The sequence below is a fragment of the Streptomyces sp. NBC_01268 genome, from assembly GCF_036240795.1.
Classification (GTDB): domain Bacteria; phylum Actinomycetota; class Actinomycetes; order Streptomycetales; family Streptomycetaceae; genus Streptomyces.
In genome coordinates, this window is record NZ_CP108454.1 from 3,899,445 (window position 1) to 3,915,948 (window position 16,504).

A 16,504-nucleotide genomic window follows, 5' to 3' on the forward strand; every position below is an offset into this window, starting at 1 on the left:
GCTGCTTCCAACCTCTCGGATACGGGGCCGAATTGGCCTGACCTGCGGGGACGGTACCAGGAGTCCGGCACCCGCAGATCAGGCGATCATCCGACTATGCCGAAGGCAGCTGCGCGAGGCTCTCCGCGGGGATGTCCGCGAGGACCTCCCCGAGCACCCGCGCCGCCCGCCGTGCGTCCGCGAAGCCGACGTACAGCGGGGTGAAGCCGAAGCGCAGGATGTCCGGACGGCGCAGGTCGCCGACGACTCCGCGCCGGACGAGCTCCGCCATCACCGCCGGCGCCTCGGCGCAGCGCAGCGCGACCTGGCTGCCCCGCTCCCCGTGGGCCCCGGGCGTCACGGAGACGACGCGGCCCTCGGGGACGTACGCCTCGACGCACTCCAGGAAGAAGTCGGTGAGGGCGAGGGACTTGGCCCGCACGTCCTCGATCCGGACCCCGTCCCAGACGTCGAGCGCCGACTCCAGGGCGAGCGTCGACAGGATGTCGGGGGTGCCGACCCGGCCCCGGAGCGCGCCGTCGGCGGCCTCGTAGCCGGGGGTCATCCCGAACGGGTCGGCGTGCGAGTTCCAGCCGGGCAGCGGCGAGTCGAAGCCGGCCTGGTGGCGCTCGGCGACGTACAGGTACGCGGGCGAACCGGGGCCGCCGTTCAGGTACTTGTAGGTGCAGCCGACGGCCAGGTCGACCCCGTGGGCGTCCAGGCCGACGGGCAGCGCGCCCGCGCTGTGGCACAGGTCCCAGACGGCCAGCGCGCCCGCCGCGTGGAGCGCGGCGGTGAGCCCGGGCAGGTCCTGGAGCCGGCCGGTGCGGTAGTCGACGTGGTTGACGAGCGCGGCGGCCGTGCGGCCGCTCACCGCGGCCGCCATGTCGGCCGGGTCGCACGGCACGAGGGCGTGCCCCGTCATCCGGGCCGCCGACTGCGCGATGTACCCGTCCGTGGGAAAGGTCGTCGCGTCGACGAGGATCTCGTCCCGGTCGTCCCCGCTCAGGCGCGCGGCGGCGACGACGGCCTTGAAGACGTTGACGCTCGTCGAGTCGCCGACCACGATCTGCCCGGGGGCGGCGCCGACGATCGGCGCGATCCGGTCGCCGATCCGCTCGGGCGCGGTCCACCAGCCGGACTCGTCCCAGGAACGGATGCGCAGCTCGCCCCACTCGCGGGTGATGACGTCGGCCATCCGGGCGGGGACGTGGGCGGGCAGCGCGCCGAGCGAGTTGCCGTCGAGGTAGACGGTGTCGGCGTCGAGGGCGAACTTCTCGCGGTGCGCGGCGAGTCCGTCGGCCTTGTCGAGCTCCAGGGCCCGGTTCGCGAGGAGCTCAGACATGGCTGCGCGCCGTCCACAGCTCGGGGAACACGTTCTTCTGCGCGCGCTTCTCCAGCCAGGCCACGCCGGCCGAGCCGCCGGTGCCGGTCTTGGCGCCCATCGCGCGGCGGGTCGCCACCAGGTGGTCGTTGCGCCAGCGCCACACCAGCTCGGCGACGTCGCTCAACGCCTCGCCGAGCCGGACGAGTTCGGTGTTCTGGTCGGGGTCGGCGTAGATGCCGGCCCAGACCCGCTCGACCTCGGGGTGCGGCTCGTAGCGCTGCGCCAGGTCGCGGTCGAGGACCTCGGCCGGGACGGGCAGGCCGCGCCGGGCGAGCAGCCGCAGCGCCTCGTCGTACAGGCTCGGCTCCTGGAGCGCCTTCTCCAGCTCGGCGTGGACCCGGGGGGCGCCCCGGTGCGGCACCAGCATGGACGCCGACTTCTCGCCGAGCAGGAACTCCATCCGGCGGTACATCGCCGACTGGAAGCCGGAGCCCTCGCCGAGGGCGCCGCGGTAGGCGTTGAACTGGGCGGGGGTGAGCTGGGCGAGCGGCCGCCAGGAGTGGTTGAGGGCCTCCAGCTCGCGCACGGAGCGCTTGAGCGCGTCCCGGGCGACGGCCAGGTCGTCCTGGCGGAGGGCGCGGCTCGCGGTCTCCCACTCGTGGACGATCACCGTGAACCACAGCTCCATGACCTGGGTGGTGACCAGGAAGACCATCTCGCCCGGGTCGTCGGAGCGCAGGTGCTGGAGGTGGGTGAGGACGTCCGCCTGGACGTAGTCCTCGTACGGCGTGGTGCCCGCGAAGTCGAGGTTCGGGTCGTCAGTGACCGAACCGGCTCCGGAGGCATCGGGAGAACCTTGGAAGGTCGACATTTCTGTCTCCTCGATACGTACTTCCAGGTAGCGGTCCGCTCCTTTCCGCGTGCCGTCCGGCACGGGAGCCCCGGTCCCCTCAGGAGCCGTGCCTCGGCGCACGTGCTCCCACGCGCATCATGACACGACCGGGCCGGTGATGTAGATCCCGTCTTCGTCATACGGATACGCATTCGAACGGCAACCGTTCAGACCCTTGATCTGCTGCATCATCACCGGCGCCGGTCTGCCCGGACCCGGGCAGCCCAGGTGGTCGCGGATGCCGATCTCGTGCCCGACCTCGTGGTTGATGATCAGGTGCCGGTACTCGGCGGGGGCGCCCGCGAAGGTCGGGGAGCCGAGCATCCAGCGCCGGAGATTGACCACGACGCCCGCAGTGGTCTCGCAGTTCAGTTCGCCGTGGGTGTCCAGACCGTTCTCCAGGCACAGCTTGTCGGCGGTGGCGGGGGTGGCGATCCGGATGACGAAGTCGGCTTCCCCGGAGACCAGTTGGAAGCGGCCACGGCCGTGCGCAGCCCAGCCGCGCGGGTGCGCCAGGATCCGCTGGATCTCGGCGGCGGCCTCGCGCGCGGAGACGTCGACGCCGTCCTCGACCTGCACGCGGTAGCGGCGCAACGCGCCCCCGGTGCCGGTGGGCGCGCCGGCGGCCTGCGCGGTGGTGAAGGTGCCGGGGCCCGAGCGGGGCACGACGGTCTTCTTCGGCGGCTTCTTCGGGCTCGGCTCCGGGGCCGGCTTCGGCGGGGGCTTCGGCGGCGGAGTGACCGGTTTCGCCGTGGTCGCGCGGGGGCTCGGCGGGGCGGTGGGCGGGGCGGCGTTGTCCGCCGGCTCTTCGCCGTTGTAGTGCGCGAGCGCGGCGCCCGCGCCCAGCGAGACCACGATCAGCGCGAGCACCGGGAGGAGCAGCCTCGCTCCCCGGCCCCTTCGGCTCCGCCCGCGGCGGCGTCTCTGCGGCACGGCCCGTTTGCCCAAGACAGACTTCTCCCCTGCCGGGCCGGGGTGGGGCGAGGGGACCTCTGTACCGGCCACTCGGTACTGCGCGGTCCCGCAGGATCGTACCGGCCCCTTCGAACACCCTCGAACGGCCGGCGGGGTCTGTCCGGAATTCCCCCGTCACGGGGACGGGGGACCGCCGGCGCGCCCGTACGGGCCTCAGCCCAGGGTGTCGGCCGCCGTCTGCGAGGAGTCCCGCAGGAAGGTGGAGCAGCGCTCGTACTCGTCCTTCTCGCCGATGTCGCCGGCCGCGCGGGCCAGGGCGTGCAGGGCGCGCAGGAAGCCACGGTTCGGCTCGTGCTCCCACGGCACCGGGCCGTGGCCCTTCCAGCCGTTGCGGCGCAGGGCGTCGAGCCCGCGGTGGTAGCCGGTACGGGCGTAGGCGTACGACTCGACGACGTTGCCGCGCTCGTACGCGTCGTCGGCGAGCTGCGCCCAGGCGAGCGAGGAGGTCGGGTACTTCGCGGCGACGTCCGCCGGCGCGGTCCCGCCAGCCAGCAGCTCGCGCGGCTCCGGGTCGTCGGGCAGGTGGGTGGGGGCCGGTCCCCCCAGGAGGTTCTCGTGGATGGCCATGGGGCCAGTCTGCCTCAGGAACCGCGGAGGCCCAGCCGGCGACGGCGGGAAGGGGGCCGGGGCGGGGGTGGGGGTGTCCGGACGTGGCGGCGCCCGTAACGAGCGGAGCGACGTGAAGGTCGCAATCCGGACACCCCTCCCCCCGCCCCGGCCCCCGCACCACCCACGGGCGAGACGGCCCCCAACCGGCCACGAGGGAAGAAGCCCCCGACCGGCCACGCCCCCCACACACCCTGCTCAGGCCGCCCGCTCCGCCCCCGGATCCAGCGGCGGCGACGTCACCCCGCAGTGGTAGCGGCACTCCGGGTGGCAGGTCAGCGGGGGCGGCGGACGGACGATCGCCCAGGCCAGGAGGGCGCCCGCGACCAGGAGGCCCGCGCACAGCGGCATCGCCTTGCGGAAGGTGTCGCCGAACTCCTCCGCCGAGCGGTACGCCTCCGGGCCCATCCCCGTCAGCGCGGGCAGCGCCGCCACCGCGAGCAGGCCCGCGGCCCGAGCCGCCGCGTTGTTGATGCCGCTCGCCAGACCCGCCCGGGTGACCGGCACCGAGGCCAGCACCGTCGCCGTCAGGGGGGCGACCAGGGTCGTCATGCCCAGGCCCAGCACGAGCATCGCGGGCAGCACGTCCGTCACGTACGAGGCGTCCTCCCCGACCCGTAGCATCAGCAGCATCCCGGCCGCGCACAGCAGCGGCCCCACGGTGAGCGGGAGCCGGGGCCCGGTGCGCTCGCCGAGCTCGCCCGACTTCGCCGAGCCCAGCAGCATCAGGACCGTCGTCGGCAGCATGGCCGTCCCGGCGGCGAGCGCCGAGTAGCCGGACACCACCTGGAGCTGGAGCGCGGCCAGGAAGAAGAAGCCGCCGAACGCGCCGTACACGCACAGCGTCACCAGGTTGACCGCCGTGAAGAGCCGGGACCGGAACACCGAGGGCGGCGCCATCGCGTCCTCGCCGCGCCGCCGCTCCACCACCACGAAGGCGGCGCCGAGGACCGCCCCGGCCACACCCGCCCACCAGGTCTGCGCGATCAGCGCGTACGTCACGAGCGCGAGCGCCGAGGCGCCCAGGACCGCGCCGAGCACGTCGAAGCGCCCGCGGGCCGTCTCGTCGCGGGACTCGGGGACGTGCCGCAGCGCCACCGGCACGCAGATCAGCGCGAGCGGCACGTTCAGGAAGAAGACCCAGCGCCAGCCCGGCCCGTCCACCAGCCAGCCGCCCACGAAGGGCCCGACGGCCGCGCCCACGCCGCCGAAGCCGGACCACAGGCCGACCGCCTTGGCCCGGTCGTCCTCGTGGAAACTGGCCTGGATCAGCGCCAGCGAGCCGGGGGTGAGCAGCGCACCGCCGACGCCCTGGAGGGCCCGCGCGGCGACCAGGACGCCCGCGTTCGGGGCGAGCCCGCACAGCAGCGAGGCCACCGCGAACCAGACCACGCCGATCACGAAGACCCGCCGCCGCCCGTACCGGTCGCCGAGCGAGCCGCCGAGCAGGATCAGCCCGGCCAGGGTCAGCATGTAGGCGTTGACGGTCCACTGCAGGTCGGCGATGTCGGCGCCGAGGTCCTCGCCGATGTGGGGCAGGGCGACGTTGACGACGGTCGAGTCGAGCAGCGCCATCCCCGAGCCGAGGACCGTGGTGAACACGATCCAGCGCCCCGTACCCGAGGCGAGCCGGATGTCCATGCCTGCATGGTCCCGCGAACGCCGGAGCCCCGCCCACCGGAACGGTGGACGGGGCCCGTCACTGCGTGTCTCCCGGCCCGCTTCCCAGCGTGCCGGACGTGCTCAGCGGGTGAAGTTGAAGTACTTCCAGGGTCCGTAGACCGTGCTGTTCACGTTGTCGCCCGCGGCGCCGTCGATGTACGCCGAGCGGATGCGGAACTTGTAGCCGGCCAGGGCCGGGTCACCGTTGAACCGCACGTACGACTTGCCGAACTGGTCCAGCTGGAAGTACTCCGGACCGAGGTCGCGCCAGGCGCCCGCGTAGAACATCTGGGCGTCGATGCGGGTGCTGCGGTTCGGGTACGCGTTGTGCCAGGTGGTGATCAGCGCGTAGTTCGACGTACGGAACGTCTGGTAGTTGACGGTGCCGAACTTCGTCCACTTGTAGTGGCGCGAGAGCGAGGTGGTGACACCGGCGCGGGTGTACACGCCCGACACCGCCTGCGCCCAGCCGTTGCGCGCGTCACCGGCGAAGACCGCGGTCACCGTGGTGTCGCGGGACATCCACATCGACGCGGAGAGCTTGCCCTGCGCGTTGACCGTGCCCCGCTTGAGCAGCCGCTTGGGCTCGTAGCCCCACGGGTCGGCCCAGATCTCCACGACCCGGTTCTTGTACGTCGGGCCGAGGGTGGCCGTGTACGTGACGGTGGTCGCGTAGTTGTACGTGCTCTTGTTCTTGTCCAGCGTGATCGCGGTCTTGTTGTGCGAGACCTTGACCAGCGCCGAACCGGACGCCGCCGAACGCTGCGCGTCGCCCGCGAACGTCACCTTGTAGGTGACGTTGCCGGCGGCGGTCGGGGTGTCGGCGAAGGAGAACGCGCCGTTCGCCCCGAGCGCCTTGTTGCCGAGGGACTTGCCGTTCGGGTTCTCGACGTCGAAGCGGGTCACCGCGAGCGGCGTCCCGGCCGGCAGCGCCACGGTGGCCGTGACCGAACCGCTGACGGTGAGCGGCTTCAGGACCGGCGCGGTGGCCGGGACCTTCACGGTGACCGCCGGGGCGGACTTCGTCGGCTCGTCCAGGACGTGCAGACGGACCGAGCCGTTGTAGTTGTTCGTCAGCGCGAAGAGGCGGCTGCCGCCCGGCTCCCAGGCGAGACCGCCGTCGGCGAGGTCGTCCCCGCCGCTGCTGGTCCCGGTGGACGGGAAGTCGTAGGTGCGGACCGCGGTCGTGGCCGCCGGCTTGTAGACGAAGACGTCCTTGCCGTACGACGAGTCGGAGCCGGCCGCGACGGTGCCGTCCGGGGCGATCGCCACGGCGGCGCCGTGGTAGTCGCTCGGGAGGGTGCCGACCTCGGCGAGGTCCGAGCTCTGCCACACGTGGTGCACGTTGCCCGCGTTGGCGGTGACCAGACGGGTGCCGTCCGGCGTGAACGCCAGGTCGTTGGTGACGCCGGACAGCGTGCTGTCGTTGCGCGCGGTGCGGTTCGCCGTGCCCGTGGCCACGTCGTACTCGGCCAGCTTGAACCGGTTGTAGGACGAGGACGCGGCGGCGATCGTGTTCGGGTCGGCCGGCGAGGCGGCGAGCCTCGGGGCGCCCGAGTAGTTCGTCTCGGTGTCCTGGCCCAGCGCGACCACCGGCTCGGCGCCGGAGAGGTCGAGCGAACCGATGTCACCGTGGTCGCTGCCGGTCGGCTCGTAGCCGAACCAGATCTTGCCGCCCGCGAGCGCGAGGTGCCTCGGGTCGGTGTTCTCGCCGGTGGCGTACCGGGCCGTCTCGGTGACGGTCGTGGTGTCCAGGGCGATGACGGCGTCGGCGCCCGAGACCGCGGCGTACAGGCTGGTCGAGTCGGCGGAGAGCGCCAGACCCGTGACCCCCGGCAGACCGGTCGCGGTGGCCAGCACACGGCCCGCGTAGTCGGTCGCGACGAGCTTGCCGTAGGCAGGGTCGCTGATGAAGATGCGCTGGTGGACGCCGTCTACGACGACGTCGCCCACGGACGACACCGGCAGGAGGACGCTGCTGTCAGCAGACGCCGAACCCGCCGTACCCGCGACCAGTGCCGCGGAGCTGAAGAGGACCGCGAGGGATGTCGCGGCCGAGAGAGTGCGCTTACGCACGATGAAGAGACCCCCCAAAAATGGCCTCCGGCCCCCAGATACGGGGCACGGTGATCCGCAGCCTAGATCACACCGCGGACAGCGCGCCTCCCGGTATCCGTCAAGCGGTCAACTTCCACGAAAGTCGACTTCTCGACCCTGTCATCCGCGCAGCCGCGCCGCCGCCCGTACGAGCGCGTCCACGCCCCGCTCGGCCTTGGCGCGGGGACAGCCCACGTTGAGGCGGACGAAGCCGGGGGTGCCGTACACGCCGCCCGGCATGATCGCGACCCGCTCGACGCTCACCAGCTCCTCCTGGAGCGCGGACTCGTCGATGCCCAGCGGGCGCAGGTCGATCCAGGCGAGGTAGCCGGCCTGCGGCGGGGACCAGACGACGCCCGGGAGGCCGTCGGCGATCCGTTCCTCGACCAGGCCCATGGTGCCGGCGACGTAGCCGCGCAGGGCGTCCAGCCAGGGGGCTCCGTGCCGGTAGGCGGCGATGTGGGCGGTGAGGGAGAGCACCGCGGGGGAGGCCAGGCCCTCGCCGGTCTCCATGCGCCGGACGAACGCGACCCGCTCGTCGGGGTCGCCGAGGAAGCCGTACGAGCCCGAGAGCGCGGGGAAGTTGAACGCCTTCGTGCCGGAGGTGACCATGGCCCAGCGGCGGCCCCGGCCCGCCTCCGCGACGGCCGCCCACGGCACGTGGCGGTGGCCCTCGGTGGTCAGGTCCGCGTGGATCTCGTCGCTGACGACGGAGACGCCGTACCGCTCGGCGAGCCGCGCGAACTCCTTCAGCTCGTCCGCCCGCCACACCCGGCCGGTCGGGTTGTGCGGGGAGCAGAGCAGCAGCATCCGGCTGTCGGGCCGGGCCAGCTCGCGCTCCAGGGCCTCCGGGTCGTCGAGCGGCACCCCGCGCAGCTCCCGCCCGAGGCCGGTGACCGCCTTGCGGAAGCCGTCGTAGGTGGGGGTGTGGACGACGACGCCGTCACCGGGCTCGGTCCACATCCGCAGCAGCTGGGAGAGCTGGCTGAGCACGGAGGGCGCGTAGACCATGGCCTCCGGGTCGACGACGGTGCCGTGCCGGTCCGCGTACCAGTCGCGGACGGCCTCGCGGAACTCGCCGAGCCGCCAGTCGGTGTAGCCGAAGACGCCGTGGCCGACCCGCTCGCGCAGGGCGTCGAGGACGGCCGGCGGAGAGGTGAAGTCCATGTCGGAGATGGTGAAGGGCAGCAGATCGGGGTCGCCGAAGCGGTCGGCTATGCCGTCCCACTGCACGGACCAGGTCCCGCGCCGGTCTGTCTCCCGGTCGAAGTCGAAGTCGGACACCCTGCCTCATTTCCGGATACGACGAGGGCCCGGCCCCGTCGGAACGGTGCCGGGCCCTCGTGGACTGCCTGACTGCTACGGCGTGGCGCTTACTTCAGCTTCGTGCCGGCCGAGCGCAGCGCGACACAGGCCTCGCCGACGCGGGCGGCCATGCCGGCCTCGGCCAGCTTGCCCCAGGTGCGCGGGTCGTAGGTGGACTTCGTGCCGACCTCGCCGTCGACCTTCAGGACGCCGTCGTAGTTGCGGAACACGTGGTCCACGACCGGGCGGGTGAAGGCGTACTGGGTGTCGGTGTCGAGGTTCATCTTGACCACGCCGTTCTCCAGCGCGGTGGCGATCTCCTCGGCGGTGGAGCCGGAGCCGCCGTGGAAGACGAAGTCGAACGGGGAGGTCTTGCCGAACTTCTCGGCGACACCCGCCTGCAGGTCCTTGAGCAGCTCGGGGCGGAGCACGACGTTGCCCGGCTTGTAGACGCCGTGGACGTTGCCGAAGGAGGCGGCCAGCAGGTAGCGGCCCTTCTCGCCCAGGCCGAGGGCCTCGGCGGTGCGGACGGCGTCGTCGACGGTGGTGTACAGCTCGTCGTTGATCTCGTGGCTGACGCCGTCCTCCTCGCCACCGGTCGGGGTGATCTCGACCTCAAGGATGATCTTGGCGGCGACGGCCTTGGCCAGCAGCTCCTGGCCGATGGCCAGGTTGTCGGCGAGGGTCTCGGCGGAACCGTCCCACATGTGGGACTGGAACAGCGGGTCCTGGCCGCGGGCCACGCGCTCGGCGGAGATGTCGAGCAGCGGGCGGACATAGCCGTCCAGCTTGTCCTTGGGGCAGTGGTCGGTGTGCAGCGCGACCGTGATGTCGTACTTCGCGGCGACGATGTGCGCGAACTCGGCCAGGGCAACGGCGCCCGTGACCATGTCCTTCTTGTGCTGGCCGCCCAGGAACTCGGCACCGCCGGTCGAGATCTGGATGATGCCGTCGCTCTCGGCCTCCGCGAAGCCGCGCAGGGCGGCGTGGAGGGTCTGGGACGAGGTCACGTTGATGGCCGGGTAGGCGAACTTGCCTGCCTTCGCCCGGTCGAGCATCTCGTTGTAGACCTCGGGGGTTGCGATGGGCATTCGTCCGCTCCTTGTGATGTGCGGGTGTGTGGTGCTAGGCCCTGACCTAGAGGCGACGTCATCGTCGCCGCCCATCTTTCCAGACTCCTGTACGGGCTCCCACGGGCCGTACGGACACAGAGGCGGGGTGTTTCACGTGAAACACCCCGCCTCTGGATAAAACCGCAGGTCAGGACCGCATTCGCGGGGTCCCGGGACCTAAGTCACGACTTGACGGCGGTTACGCCAGCCCGAGATCCGCGAGCTGGTAGCCGGTGAGGTACGGGAGACCCGCCCCGTCGATCGCGTCGGCCGCGCCCCGGTCGACGATGGTCGCCACGGCGACGACCTCGCCGCCCGCCTCACGGACCGCCTCGACGGCGGTCAGCGGCGAGCCGCCGGTGGTGGAGGTGTCCTCGACCACGAGGCAGCGCCGGCCCTTCACGTCGGTGCCCTCGATGCGGCGCTGCATGCCGTGGGCCTTCTGGGCCTTCCGGACCACGAAGGCGTCGAGGCGCGCGCCGCGCGCGGCCGAGGCGTGCAGCATCGAGGTCGCGACCGGGTCGGCGCCCAGCGTCAGACCGCCCACGCAGTCGAAGTCCAGGTCGGCGGTCAGGTCCAGCATGACCTGCCCGACCAGCGGCGCGGCCTCGCCGTCCAGGGTGATCCGGCGCAGGTCGATGTAGTAGTCGGCCTCAAGACCCGAGGAGAGGGTCACCTTGCCGTGCACCACGGCCTTGTCCTTGATCTGCTGGAGCAGCTCAGCGCGTACGTCAGTCATGCCGATGAGCTTAAAGCCGCTCGCTCAGAGGCGACGCCAGCGCCAGGTCGTCCCGACCTCCAAGGGGTCGATCGGGGTGACCAGGCGAGGGAGGGTGTTGAGGCCGTTCGGGGGGCCGGACTGCGGCTCGACGCAGACCGCGTCCGCGGGCTCGTCGTAGATCACCAGCCACTCGGCCCGGCTGGTCAGACGCAGCTCCAGCTGCTCCGGCCAGGTGAGGGTGATGTCGACGCCGCCCGGCATCCCGAAACAGTCGTCCCAGGGGCGGGGGGTCGGCTCGATGCGACGGCCGGTGGGGAGGTGGTCCTCGCCGCGCTCCTCCTGCCAGCCGGGCGTGAAGTCGAGCTCGACGTCCTGGCCGCCGAGGTTGCGGTGGAACCAGGGGTGCCAGCCGGCCTGCGCCGGGAAGGAGCCCTCCGTCGCCTCGATGCCGAGCTGGAGCGTGAGGGAGTCCTCGGTCAGCTCGAAGGTCTGGGTGACCCGGCCCGGGTAGGGCCACGGGTCGGCCAGGTCGGTGGTGAAGGCGGCGGTGGTGTCGGTGACCCGGGCGGTCTTCCAGGCGACGTCGCGGACGGTGCCGTGCAGGGCGTGCGGGGCGGCGTGCTCGCTGACGGGGAGCTGGTGGACGGTGCCGCCGTTGCGGAACCGCCCGTTCTCGGTGCGTCCCGCCCAGGGTGCCATCACGAAGGCGCCGTACCGCTCTCCCTGGAGCAGCAGTTCGGTGCCTCCGATGCGCAGGCCGTCGATGCGGCAGCCGTGCTCGGGGTCGATGGTCAACTCGGCGTCGCCGGCCGTCAGTCGCGTCAGAGTGCTCACGCCACGACCTTATGGCCTGCCCCGACGCCTCGTCAGCGGCGCCGTCGCAGGGCGCGGCCGACCACCACCGCGGAGGCGATGGCCAGCGCGGCCGCGGGGGCGATCCAACGCAGCGTGGCGGTGGCGCTGGAGGTCTCGGGGGCCGGGACCGGGGCGTACCGGCCGCGCGGCGGGGCGTGGTCGACCTCCTCCGCGCTGCGCCCGATCATCGTGCGGCGCGCGTGGGCGGCCTCGGCGGCGGGCGGGAGGGGCGCCAGGGGGTCGGTGCCGTCGACGGCACCGACGGCGTCCTCGGCGATCCGTGCCGCGTCGAGATCCTCCGCCGACGTGCGGGACGGCTCCTCCACGCCGTCGTCCACCCCGTCGTCGTCGGTGTCCGCCCCGGCCGCCAGCTCCGCCGCCATCTCGGCCTCGACGTCGGACACGGCCACCAGCGCCTCGGCGAACCGGTCGAGCAGCCGGGCGGCCGCCGCGGCGCGGGCCTCGGGGCCGGTCTCGGCGAGCCGGCCTTCCGCCTTCACCCGGCCGCTGAAGGTGAGCGTGGTGCCCTCGGCCACCGGGGTGAGCGTGAGCGTCAGGTCCAGCGCCGCGGAGCCCTTGCCGCGCACCTCGCCGCCTTCGCCCTCGACGGCGAAGGCTCCGTTGCGCTCGCTGATCCGCAGCGCGCCGCGGTAGGTGATGGTGTTGCCGCCGACCCGGACCTTCAGCCGCCCGGCGAGCGGGTCCGCGTCCGGTTCGGCGTCCTGCTGGAGGCCGGGGACGCAGCGCGCGACCCGCGCCGGGTCCGTCAGGGTGGCGCGCAGGACCTCGGCCGGGACCGGGACGAACACCTCATGCTCCATGGGAGCCGAGCCTACTCAGGCCCGGGCCGCCCGTCGCCTGTTTGCGTCCCCCCGGGGACCGGGGCCCCGCCGTGCTCAGTAGCGGGGGTGCACGAGGGTGGACGGCGGCAGGCCGGTCGCCTCCGGAGTGCGGGTGCGCTCGATGCGGGCCTCCGCCGTGGTGAGCGCGCGGGGGGTCAGGGAACGCAGGCGGGGCGCGGCCGGGGCCAGGCCGAGGGCGGGTGGCCGGGCGGCGGGGGCGGCGAGGAGGAAGCCCCACTGGCCGGGGGTCCGGTCGGGGGCCGAGCGGGCCGCCCGGGTGGGCGCCGTGGTGGTGCCGTCGGCCGCGCCGTAGGGGCGGGTGGCGAAGCCCGCGGCGCGGAGGGTGGCGTCCACCGTCCAGTAGGCGCGGGGGCGGGCGGCCGCCGAGCCGGCGTGGACGACGAGGCGGCCCCCCTCGGCCAGGACGCCGGCGACGAGCCCGTAGAACTCCTCCGAGTACAGCTTGGCGCCGGCGGTGAGTCCGGGGTCGGGCAGGTCGGAGATCACCACGTCGTACCGTTCCTGCACGGGCCGCGCCGCGCGCAGCCAGCGGAAGGCGTCGCCGTACGCGACGGTGACGCGGGGGTCCCGGAAGGCCTGCCCGTTGAGGGTGGCGAGCTCGGGGTCGGTGCGGACCAGGCGGACCACGCCGGGGTCGAGCTCGACGACGGTGACCGCGCGGACGTCGGGGTAGCGCAGCACCTCGCGGGCGGCCAGGCCGTCGCCTCCGCCGAGGATCAGCACCCGGGCGCGGCGCCCGTTCATCGCGGGGTGCACCAGCGCCTCGTGGTAGCGGTACTCGTCCTGGCCGCCGACCCACAGCCGCCCGTCGAGGAAGAGGTCGGGCGGGCCGCCACGGCCGCCGGTCACCACCACCTCCTGGAGCGAGGTGCGGACGGCGACCCGTACGTCGGCGCCGTAGACGGCCCGGCGCGCGGCCTGTTCGAAGTCGTCGGCGAGGGCCGTCGCGGTGGCGAGGGCGCCGAGCACGGCGAGGTTGGCGCCGACCAGTAGCCACCGGGAGCGGGGCGTCAGGTCCCGGCGGAACAGCCAGAGCACGAGGGCGCCGCCCGCCACCGCGTTGACCGCGCCGGTGACGAGGGCGCCGGTGAGCTGCCCGAGCCAGGGCAGCAGCAGGAACGGGAAGGCGAGGCCGCCGACGAGGGCGCCGACGTAGTCCGCGGCGAACAGGTCGGCGACGGTGCCGGCCGCGTCCTGCTCCCGCCGGCCGCCCCGCTGGATCAGCGACATCAGGAGCGGGATCTCCGCCCCGATCAGCACGCCGATGGCCAGCGAGAACGCGACCAGCACGTACCGCGCCTCGCCGAGCCAGGCGAAGGCCGCGTAGAGCACCATCGCCGAGCAGCCGCCGACCAGCGCGAGCCCGCACTCGACCAGGCCGAAGCCGACCGCCGCACGGCAGCGCAGCCGCTTGGCGAGCAGCGAGCCGACGCCCATCGCGAAGACCATGACGGACAGCACGACGGACGCCTGGGTGACCGAGTCGCCGATCAAGTAGGAGGCGAGCGCCACCAGTTCCAGCTCGTAGACCAGACCGCAGGCGGCGCACACGAACACCACCGCCAGGACCGGATACCGCACCGCGCGCGGCCGTTCCGGCGGCAACCGCACCGCCCGCTTGGGTGGCGGGGGCGCGGTCAGGGGCGGGTCGATCATGCCCGTAACGCTACGTCACACGTCAGTTGCCGCTTGTCACCCACACGAGTGCATCTGGGGTGAACGGGCGGCGCATCAGAGTGTCGCGGGCATACGGGCGCCGATCCGGGTTCTGGTCACCACCAACTGCCCTTCCTGCGGGTACGCGTGCCAGGTGCGCCAGCGCACCTGGCCCTCGTGGCGCTGCGCCAGCATCGCCGTGAAGGCGTGCGGCGAGCCGGGGAAGGTCCCCGCGAGGCCGTGGGGATGGTCGGCGACGAGCGCGAGCAACTCCTGTGCGCGGCCCGCGAACGAGCCCTGGGTCAGGGTCTCGACGCGCGCCGCGAACTCGTACTCCCACTCGCCCACCCGCTTGGACACGCCCAGCGGCAGCGGCGTACTGCTGCCGGGCATGCAGGCGACGGTCTCCGAGCAGTTGCGTTCCGCCTCCTCCAGGAGCACCTGGTGGGAGGCGCCGAGCAGCCGCAACTGCAGCTTGGCTCCGGATAGTTCGAGGTCGAGCACCGCGAGGGCGGGCAGCGGATCGCGCCCCAGCGCCCAGGCCAGGTCGGCCGCGCGGGTGTCGGTGTAGGAGGTCTTCAGGGTCGTGAGCATGGGTCGGCTCCGCAAACACGGTTTGACGGGTGGGCCGGGGGCGTCCCGGCGAAATGGCTCCGACCGGGAGTGGGGATCGCCGGCTCGGGTCCACACACGGTCCGAGGGCTGGATGTTCTCAACAGCGAGGGAATCATGAACCGCGGGCAGCTCACAGCGTTTTTACCCAACTTGACGTGCTTTCCATCCCCTCGGGGGCCCCACGGTTCAACTGTTCAGTCGCATTCGATCGCGTGGTTCCCACACATGCCCAACGGAAGCGCGTACGAGGCCCGTTGCGGAGGTCAGCTGGAGCCGCAGCCGCCGCCGCCACAGGACGACCCGCACGAGGAGGACGACCCGCACGACGAGGAGGTCCCGCAGCCTCCGCCGCCGCCACTGCCGCCGCTTGACCAGCCGCCGCGCCGCCGCCGGCGCCGCTTGGCGGCACCGCCGCCGCCCCGCACCGCCGAGGTGAAGCCGATCACCACGATCGCGAAAGCCAGGATGATGAAGAATTCCATTTCGTTCCCCCGTACTCGTGTATGCCGTTCCGGTGTTCCGTTCCGGTGTTCCGTTCCGATGTTCCGTTCCGATGCGCCGTTTCCCGGCGTGCGAGGGGGATTCCCGGCCCGCGACGCGCCCAAAGCGCACTTGAGCAAGTCCAGAGCTTCACCCGAGGATGACGCCCATGACACGACCGCTGCTCAACCGCAGGCTCGCGGAGTTCGGCACGACGATCTTCGCCGAGATGTCCGCGCTCGCCACCCGCACCGGCTCGATCAACCTGGGCCAGGGCTTCCCCGACACCGACGGCCCCGAGGAGATCCGCGAGGCCGCGGTCCGGGCCCTGCGCGAGGGCCACGGCAACCAGTACCCGCCCGGCCCCGGCGTCCCCGAGCTGCGTGCGGCGATCGCCGGGCACCAGCTGCGTCGCTACGGTTTGGAGTACGACCCCGACAGCGAGGTCCTGGTCACCGCCGGGGCCACCGAGGCGATCGCCGCCGCGCTGCTCGCCCTGGTCGAGCCCGGCGACGAGGTGATCGCCCTGGAGCCGTACTACGACTCGTACGCCGCCTGCATCGCGATGGCCGGCGGCACCCGCGTGCCGGTCACCCTCCGCCCGCACGACGGCGCGTTCACCCTCGACCTGGACGAACTGCGCGCCGCGGTCACCGACCGGACCCGGCTGATCCTCCTCAACACCCCGCACAACCCCACCGGCACCGTCCTCAGCCGCGCCGAGCTCACCGCGATCGCCGAACTCGCCCAGGAGCGCGACCTGCTCGTCGTCACCGACGAGGTGTACGAGCACCTGGTCTTCGACGACGCCGAGCACGTGCCGATCGCGTCGCTGCCCGGCATGCGCGAGCGGACCGTCACCATCGGCTCGGCCGGCAAGACGTACTCCTTCACCGGCTGGAAGGTCGGCTGGATCACCGCCACCCCCGAGCTGACGAGCGCCGTCCGCTCCGCCAAGCAGTTCCTGACCTACGTCTCCTCCGGGCCCTTCCAGTACGCCGTCGCCGAGGCGCTGCGGCTGCCGGACTCCTTCACCGACGGGCTGCGCGCCGAACTCCAGGCCAAGCGGGACCTGCTGACCGAGGGCCTCGCCGCCGCGGGCTTCGGCGTCCACCGGCCGGCCGGCACGTACTTCGTGACCACCGACATCCGCCCGCTCGGCGAGACCGACGGCTTCGCGTTCTGCCGGGCGCTGCCCGAACGCGCGGGCGTCGTCGCCATCCCCAACGCGGTCTTCTACGACCACCGCGAGGAGGGCGCGCCCTTCGTCCGCTTCGCGTTCTGCAAGCGCGTCGAGGTCCTCCAGGAGGCGGTGGACCGGCTGAAGAGGCTGGCGGGCGCCTGAGGGGCGGTCGACCG

15 protein-coding genes are annotated in these 16,504 nt (G+C 72.9%); 1 reads left to right on the plus strand and 14 read right to left on the minus strand.

Translation table 11 applies throughout. From position 1 onward, the window contains the following. Positions 1 to 94 precede the first annotated feature (94 nt). The 14 genes from kynU to OG309_RS17315 all read right to left on the minus strand — a co-directional run bounded on the left by kynU (position 95) and on the right by OG309_RS17315 (position 15,147). Entirely contained in the window at positions 95 to 1,324 is a 1,230-nt protein-coding gene (gene kynU / locus OG309_RS17250) for a kynureninase (RefSeq protein ID WP_329421875.1), read from the minus strand. Beyond that, a complete protein-coding gene (locus OG309_RS17255) occupies positions 1,317 to 2,177 on the minus strand; it encodes a tryptophan 2,3-dioxygenase (protein WP_329421878.1) in 861 nt (286 codons plus the stop codon). Before OG309_RS17255 ends, kynU begins: the two co-directional genes overlap by 8 nt. Before the next feature lie 117 nt (positions 2,178 to 2,294). Next, entirely contained in the window at positions 2,295 to 3,146 is an 852-nt protein-coding gene (locus OG309_RS17260; RefSeq protein WP_443067575.1) for a DUF3152 domain-containing protein, read from the minus strand. A 180-nt stretch (positions 3,147 to 3,326) separates the two neighbouring features. After that, the gene (locus OG309_RS17265) at positions 3,327 to 3,740 is read right to left on the minus strand and encodes a DUF3151 domain-containing protein (protein ID WP_329421880.1); all 414 of its coding nucleotides are present in this window, start codon (positions 3,738 to 3,740) and stop codon (positions 3,327 to 3,329) included. A 237-nt stretch (positions 3,741 to 3,977) separates the two neighbouring features. After that, on the minus strand, positions 3,978 to 5,420 hold the full coding sequence (locus OG309_RS17270) for an MFS transporter (protein ID WP_329421882.1): 1,443 nt from the start codon (positions 5,418 to 5,420) through the stop codon (positions 3,978 to 3,980). 102 nt (positions 5,421 to 5,522) lie between these two features. Further along, the gene (locus OG309_RS17275) at positions 5,523 to 7,517 is read right to left on the minus strand and encodes a WD40 repeat domain-containing protein (protein WP_329421885.1); all 1,995 of its coding nucleotides are present in this window, start codon (positions 7,515 to 7,517) and stop codon (positions 5,523 to 5,525) included. 141 nt (positions 7,518 to 7,658) lie between these two features. Further along, complete coding sequence (locus OG309_RS17280) at positions 7,659 to 8,822, minus strand: MalY/PatB family protein (RefSeq protein WP_329421886.1); 1,164 nt, start codon at positions 8,820 to 8,822, stop codon at positions 7,659 to 7,661. Between the two features lie 89 nt (positions 8,823 to 8,911). Beyond that, positions 8,912 to 9,934 (minus strand): class II fructose-bisphosphate aldolase, encoded by a 1,023-nt coding sequence (fbaA, locus tag OG309_RS17285; RefSeq protein WP_329421887.1) that lies wholly within the window; start codon positions 9,932 to 9,934, stop codon positions 8,912 to 8,914. Between the two features lie 220 nt (positions 9,935 to 10,154). Next, positions 10,155 to 10,694, minus strand: coding sequence for an orotate phosphoribosyltransferase (gene pyrE, locus OG309_RS17290; RefSeq protein ID WP_329421888.1), 540 nt, complete (start codon positions 10,692 to 10,694; stop codon positions 10,155 to 10,157). A 24-nt stretch (positions 10,695 to 10,718) separates the two neighbouring features. After that, the gene (locus OG309_RS17295) at positions 10,719 to 11,510 is read right to left on the minus strand and encodes an aldose epimerase family protein (protein ID WP_329421889.1); all 792 of its coding nucleotides are present in this window, start codon (positions 11,508 to 11,510) and stop codon (positions 10,719 to 10,721) included. A gap of 32 nt (positions 11,511 to 11,542) precedes the next feature. After that, positions 11,543 to 12,352, minus strand: coding sequence for an SRPBCC domain-containing protein (locus OG309_RS17300; RefSeq protein ID WP_329421892.1), 810 nt, complete (start codon positions 12,350 to 12,352; stop codon positions 11,543 to 11,545). 75 nt (positions 12,353 to 12,427) lie between these two features. Next, complete coding sequence (locus tag OG309_RS17305) at positions 12,428 to 14,050, minus strand: polyamine aminopropyltransferase (RefSeq protein WP_329421893.1); 1,623 nt, start codon at positions 14,048 to 14,050, stop codon at positions 12,428 to 12,430. A 75-nt stretch (positions 14,051 to 14,125) separates the two neighbouring features. Continuing rightward, a complete protein-coding gene (locus OG309_RS17310; protein WP_329421895.1) occupies positions 14,126 to 14,644 on the minus strand; it encodes a DUF2617 family protein in 519 nt (172 codons plus the stop codon). A gap of 284 nt (positions 14,645 to 14,928) precedes the next feature. Beyond that, complete coding sequence (locus OG309_RS17315) at positions 14,929 to 15,147, minus strand: hypothetical protein (protein ID WP_329421897.1); 219 nt, start codon at positions 15,145 to 15,147, stop codon at positions 14,929 to 14,931. Between the two features lie 158 nt (positions 15,148 to 15,305). On the opposite strand from OG309_RS17315, the gene OG309_RS17320 reads away from it, so the two are divergent. Next, positions 15,306 to 16,490 carry a pyridoxal phosphate-dependent aminotransferase gene (locus OG309_RS17320; RefSeq protein WP_329421900.1) on the plus strand — a complete coding sequence of 395 codons (1,185 nt, stop codon included), beginning with the start codon at positions 15,306 to 15,308 and terminating at the stop codon, positions 16,488 to 16,490. Positions 16,491 to 16,504 lie beyond the last annotated feature (14 nt).